The following is a 5943-nucleotide window of genomic DNA, read 5'->3' as shown; positions in this document are numbered from 1 at the left end:
CAGGTAAAGTCATATTCTTCCCCATTTCTCAAACATTTTATATTATTATACAAAATTTAGATATAAAAAGGTGAAATATTTTATCATTGCCTGCGTTTTCATTTTTATTTGCATACCAGCGGGCATCTACATTGAACGCATCTGCGACCGTTTGCATAAATATGTTGTTACCACTTTGATGTAAACGTAGACAGGGACACATTTTCGACGTTTTAGTAAATAAATCTAAAAACCGAACTCTTCCAAATTCTCGTCAGTGCATATAAAAATAAAAAGCCGTCGCACTAATTGTCGACGGACTTACAGCGATAGTTTATGAATGAAATCACAATTGCAGTATTGTACAATACCTGCATCAATAAAGACTTTCTCTCAAACCAAAAGAGGAAGCGACAGGCTTCCCCTTTTGGTCTCTATTATTTTTTCTTGTGAATCAATTCATACAATTTCGGACCTACCGCTAATGCTACGACAATCCCTAACGCAGATGTCATGAGCGAAAACGGAATATTGGCAATCGCCGTCTGCCAGCTGCCGATGACCGCCCACCAGGCAACCACATACCCTGCCAAAGTCCAGAGCGACGCGATCAATGTCGCGATCAGCACACGTCCGTAGCTGGGCCGGCGATTCGGCGTGTGTCCGAAGTAACCGACGAGGTAACCTGCCACGCCTTTAATAACGAGTGAAAACGGTGTATATCCGGTCAATCCCACGATAGCATCAAAAATCATCGAACCGATACCGCCACCAACGGCACCTACCCAACGACCGAAAACAATTCCGATAATGTAAAGTGCCGCGCTGCCCATATGAACCATAGCGCCACCGGGCATGGGGATAAGCACCATTGTCGCGACGACGCAAAGCGCGATAGCTACTCCCATATATACCATTTGTCTTGTCGATTGACTTCGTTTTTCTATAGTATTGCTATTTTGCATATTTTTCACCTTCCTGCCACAAATATGGCAATTCCAATTCAAACGGCACGCCGTTTTCAATTTTTGTTCCGGCGTCCTGCAATCTTTTAATTCCATTCGTCACAAATTGACCGGCGACTTGCACGGCTCCGGCCCACGGTACTCCTTTAAGTCGCAAGCCAACTAACGCGGATGCAAATAAATCGCCCGTTCCTACCGCGGGTAACGGGATTTCTGCAAAGGTAAACCACGCCTCCGTGTGCGTATTTTGATCATACAAATAGTTAGCCAAATAACCTTTTTTCACCGGTAATGATGTAATCACTACCGTTTCCGGTCCCAGCTTGACAAGCTCGCTCGCCAACCGCCGTGCCTCCTCTTTTGAAACCTGTCCGGCATGGTACGGCACATCACATAAGAAACAGGATTCGGTATAATTGGGCGTTGTTATCGTCGCATCACGCAATAGACTGCGCATGGCTTCCACCATCGTATGGTCAAATGCTGAATACATTTTGCCGAGATCCGCCATGGCCGGATCGATCATAATCAAATCTCCCGGATGGGTATAGCGCTGAATCAGGTTATGTACCAATCGAATCTGCTCGGGATTAGCCAGAAAACCGCTATAAAAAGCATCAAAGTGAACGCCGTTCACTTCCCATGCTTTCACAAATTTAGGTATTTCTTCATCGAGCGGCAGCATATAGTGATGAGCAAACCCCAGATGATTGCTATAAAGGGCAGTGGGCAACGGTACCGCCTGTACGCCCAATGCCGCCAAGACCGGAATGGCGACAGACAATGCACAACGTCCCATCAGACTCAGATCGTGTACGGTCAGACAACTGGGTACCGATAACCCGGCTACTTTTTCATTCATAAGTACTCCTTTTCATTGATATAGATCATCATAGAGTTCTTCTTGTCATACATCAATATACAGTTTTAAGTTAAAAATCATGACAGAAAATTAAGCAATAAAAAAGGTGACCGCAGTCACCTTTTTTAGTCGATATTCATAGAGGAGAAGAATACCGACACTCTATTGATAATCAGGGAAAATATCATCAATAGAGCTCCTGAAATCAGGGTACAGTAAACACTGTACAACTACATTATAGCATAGATTTTGAAAAAACAAAGTTCTGCCCTTTCCCTATTTCTCGTTCTGTTTCCAGCCTATGGTACGCGGCAAGTCGATGACGGGGCGACTCCACTTATATATCAGTGCGAGAATCGCACCGCAAACAGCAACCGCCACCGTCGGCAAAAATAACGCCGGTAAACGGTTCACGATCTGCCCCCAGGCGACCGGCGACGCCGTTTCCTGCATAATCATATAGAATACCAGCTGATGCATGGTAAACGCCGCGATTGCGCCAAAATATCCCAGAAAATATGCTGCGCCTACATGACGTTTACGCGCTGTTACATACATTGCAAGATAAATCAGAATAGAAACCACGCCGCCGCCAATAAAAATCGGTTTCACCTGTGTCGGCAAAATCACAAGCATATATATTGCCAGCAGCAAGATGATGGACAGCAGAATATGCATGAACAGGATCACCAATGCCAAAGCGCGACATCTCTCGCGCAGCGGATTCGTCGTTTTCCAAGCCGCATAAAGCGCGCCGTGCGAAGTGCAAGCCAGTACGGCCCAAATACCGCAAACCACTCCGATCGGTGACCAAAAAATCATGCCGGATGTAACTGTCCCCATACCCATATTTAAAAGAATGGAGAATCCTACAGTGACCAGATAAATTACGGTAACAACCGAGACCAACGCATGCACAAAACGTATTGCACGTGCGCCCTTAATCGCTTTCGCGTTGCGCCAAGCAGATCCCAAGCGCAGCAGCAGATTCAAAACAACCAAGCCCGCGCCGATCCAAATGACTTGATAATACGCACCTTGCAACCCTAAAAGAACAGCTTCCAGCAGCCAAAAAGCGGCCAGCAAACCAAGCTCACTGGCCTGAAATCCCGGCCGATAGAGCGAGCAAAACGCCATCCTCTCTCGGTCATTTTTTATAGTCCACGGCGCGGTGATCGCCAAACCAACATCGGTTTCTGTAACCCAAAAATATAAAGCGATCAAAAGCGAGGTGAAGATCACTAATCCCGGTGTTTCCAACCGGAAAAGCCAGGGCATCCATGACTCGACAATACTCATTACCAATCCCCTATTATATAAATCAAATATTTTCAAAAACTATGCTCATTATAGCATGTAAACAGTAAGCGCTAAACCTCTACACCGACATAGAAAAGATTCGGACTACAGTCCGAATCCTCGTAAACACCAAAACACAAATGCCGATACCAAGCCGCTTAACGGGATAGTCGAAACCCACGTCACCACCATGCTGCGCGCTACATTCCAATTGACAGCCGTAACACGTTTGGCAGAGCCGACGCCCATAATAGAACCCGAAACAACGTGCGTGGTACTGACCGGCATATGCAACATCGTAGCCAACGAAATAACGATGGAGGAATTCAAATCCGCAGCAAAGCCGTTAATACTTTCCATGCGAAACACTTTCCGACCTACGGTTGCAATAATTCTCCAACCGCCTACGGCCGTCCCTAACGCCATTGCCGCAGCGCACACTACTTTGACCCAAAGAGGTACTTCAAACGACGATAGATGACCGGCGGAAAGCAGCGCCAAAGTAATAATACCCATCGACTTCTGTGCATCGTTCGAGCCATGCGAAAATGCCATCGCCGCCGCCGTAAAAAGCTGCAAGCGACGAAATTTACGATTCAGGGTAAACGGTGCACGCCGTCCAAACAACCATAGCAACATAACCATCACAAAAAAACCTCCGCCAAAGGCAATCACCGGCGATAAAACGAGCGCCAAAAAGATCGTGCCGATTCCTGACCAGTCCAACGCCTGAAAACCGACGCTCACTGAAACCGCGCCAATAAGACCGCCAACCAGTGCGTGCGAAGAACTCGACGGCATACCGAAATACCAACTCGCAATATTCCACAAATTGGCGCCGATCAGCGCCGCGATTAAGACTTCTGAATTTACAAAAGACGGTGATAAAATAATATCTCCGCCAATCGTCTTGGCTACTCCTGTACTTACCAAAGCACCGAAAAAGTTTAAAATAGCCGCCATCATAATGGCATGTTTCGGTTGAATGGCGCGAGTAGACACAGAAGTTGCCACCGCATTGGCTGTATCATGAAAACCGTTGATATAGTCGAATGCGATGGCAAGTATAATAACTCCCCAAAGAAGTAGTTGCTCATGCATATTTTAATACGACTCGCTGAAAAGTATTGACCAGGATTTCACACTCATCGACCACTTCTTCCATGGACGAGAGAATTTCTTTCCATTTAATAATATGAATGGGATCCGTACATTCCGTAAAGAGTTTCGCCATTTCTTCATGGTAGTAGACGTCTCCCTGTGATTCCAAATTGCTTACTTTCTTGCTGCGTGCTTCAATCTTTAAATAATTACCCTTGAGGTTGCGCATATACGACACCGATTTACGAATTTCATCCATACATTTCGCAACGATCTGTGCCATCGCAACCGCGCCCGGAGTCGGCTCGCCCGGATGATACATAACCATCTTGTCCATGATTTCTTTAATTTCATCCAGAGCCGTGTCCAGCTGTTCAATCACCGATTGAATATCCTCACGATCGATCGGTGTGATAAACGTTTTTTGCAAACGCTCCATCGTCTTTGAACGAACCTCCGCGCCTTCTCGTTTTAACCGCTGGACTTCCTCCAGTCCGTCTTTACTGTCAATTTTGTTTGCAAAACAGTCGTAGAGAATTTTTCCTGCATTTGCACCCAATTCTGCGTGCTTTTCCAACAATGCAAAGAACTTTTCTTCTTTCGGTTTTAACTGAAATGCCATGCTGCGTCTCCTATCCACCCTCAAAAGTTTTTCTATGTAAAATCATTATAACATAGCGATCGATAATAAACTATTCAAGGTCATGTCTAAACTTTCAGTATTCCTAAAAATTACTAAAGCTTGACAAACTATATCACTTTATCTCATCATGTAAAAAAACGCAAAAAAAGACCTTTTTACTGTACATAGTAGCAAAAAGGTCTTCTTTTAATCTTTACAAATGGTATTAAAATTTTTTATGCTTATTCCGGCTCAATAATAAAGGAAAGGGACGCGAAATATTTCACCTGTGTATTAGGATCATCTGTCGGATACGCAATTTCTATGCCGAGTACATTCAAACCGTTAGCTGCCACCGTAACTGTCGCACGACCGTTCGCATCGGTTTTCGATTCATTGGTCAGATCATTAATTACGTCTTTAATTAACGGCGCATCGGCCATCGGTTTGCCGTCTTTGTAAGCACGAATCTCAAAGGTATCGCCTTTGCGCAACGTCAACGGGTTGACAGACGGAACTATTTGTATCGGCACGTTGTAGATATAACCCGGTTTGACTTCCGGATTCCAATAATTCACGTTATATTTTACCGCATGTGTTGTTTTGACTGCATTCGGCACTTCCGCAAACGGGGCATTTACCGTTTTACCGTCTTTAGTTTTAGTGAAGTAGCCATAATCAAAGAAAGTCGTCGTAACACCCAAATTTTCTGTATTGGCAAACGAAATATGATCACCATGCCGAACTACATCCACTGCAGTCGGTTGAAAATTCTTGTCGTAGCCTTCCACCATTTGTACACAAGCAGGATCATAGACGTTATTGCCAGGTCCTTCCCCAAGAACCAGCACACGTTGATCCAGGCTGTTCGCTACAAACACACCGTGCGCAGATACATCCGCTGCACCAAACGCTCCTGCCAACAAACCTGCACATAAAGCCAATCCTACTGCTTTTTTCATATCGTTTCCTCCTCTAGAAAATATGAATTCCCTATGGTTAATATTATCATATGTTTATTTTTCTGTAAAATTATAAACATTTGTTCTCATTATTTAATTTAATATAGTTTATATTTTGTTATTTTATATAAATACAGTAAATAAAAAAGCCTT

Annotated in this window: 6 protein-coding genes; all 6 read right to left on the bottom strand. The window is 44.4% G+C overall.

The window, feature by feature from the left end:
* Window positions 1-416: 416 nt before the first annotated feature.
* The 6 genes from RDN69_RS05610 to RDN69_RS05585 all read right to left on the bottom strand — a co-directional run bounded on the left by RDN69_RS05610 (window position 417) and on the right by RDN69_RS05585 (window position 5790).
* Window positions 417-944, bottom strand: coding sequence for an ECF transporter S component (locus tag RDN69_RS05610; RefSeq protein ID WP_024049278.1), 528 nt, complete (start codon window positions 942-944; stop codon window positions 417-419).
* Window positions 934-1806 carry a pyridoxamine kinase gene (locus tag RDN69_RS05605; RefSeq protein WP_024049279.1) on the bottom strand — a complete coding sequence of 291 codons (873 nt, stop codon included), beginning with the start codon at window positions 1804-1806 and terminating at the stop codon, window positions 934-936. The genes RDN69_RS05610 and RDN69_RS05605 overlap by 11 nt, the downstream gene beginning before the upstream one ends.
* 276 nt (window positions 1807-2082) lie before the next feature.
* Window positions 2083-3105 carry a cytochrome d ubiquinol oxidase subunit II gene (locus tag RDN69_RS05600; protein WP_024049280.1) on the bottom strand — a complete coding sequence of 341 codons (1023 nt, stop codon included), beginning with the start codon at window positions 3103-3105 and terminating at the stop codon, window positions 2083-2085.
* A 105-nt stretch (window positions 3106-3210) separates the two neighbouring features.
* Complete coding sequence (locus RDN69_RS05595; protein WP_024049281.1) at window positions 3211-4206, bottom strand: inorganic phosphate transporter; 996 nt, start codon at window positions 4204-4206, stop codon at window positions 3211-3213.
* Window positions 4199-4828: a DUF47 domain-containing protein gene (locus RDN69_RS05590; protein ID WP_024049282.1), complete on the bottom strand. Its 630-nt coding sequence runs from the start codon at window positions 4826-4828 to the stop codon at window positions 4199-4201. The genes RDN69_RS05595 and RDN69_RS05590 overlap by 8 nt, the downstream gene beginning before the upstream one ends.
* Window positions 4829-5070: 242 nt before the next feature.
* Window positions 5071-5790, bottom strand: coding sequence for a DUF4198 domain-containing protein (locus tag RDN69_RS05585; protein WP_024049283.1), 720 nt, complete (start codon window positions 5788-5790; stop codon window positions 5071-5073).
* Between the last annotated feature and the right edge of the window lie 153 nt (window positions 5791-5943).

The sequence above is a fragment of the uncultured Negativicoccus sp. genome (assembly GCF_902480485.1).
Taxonomy (GTDB): Bacteria; Bacillota; Negativicutes; order Veillonellales; family Negativicoccaceae; genus Negativicoccus; species Negativicoccus succinicivorans.
This window is presented reverse-complemented; position numbering and strand designations above follow the sequence as displayed.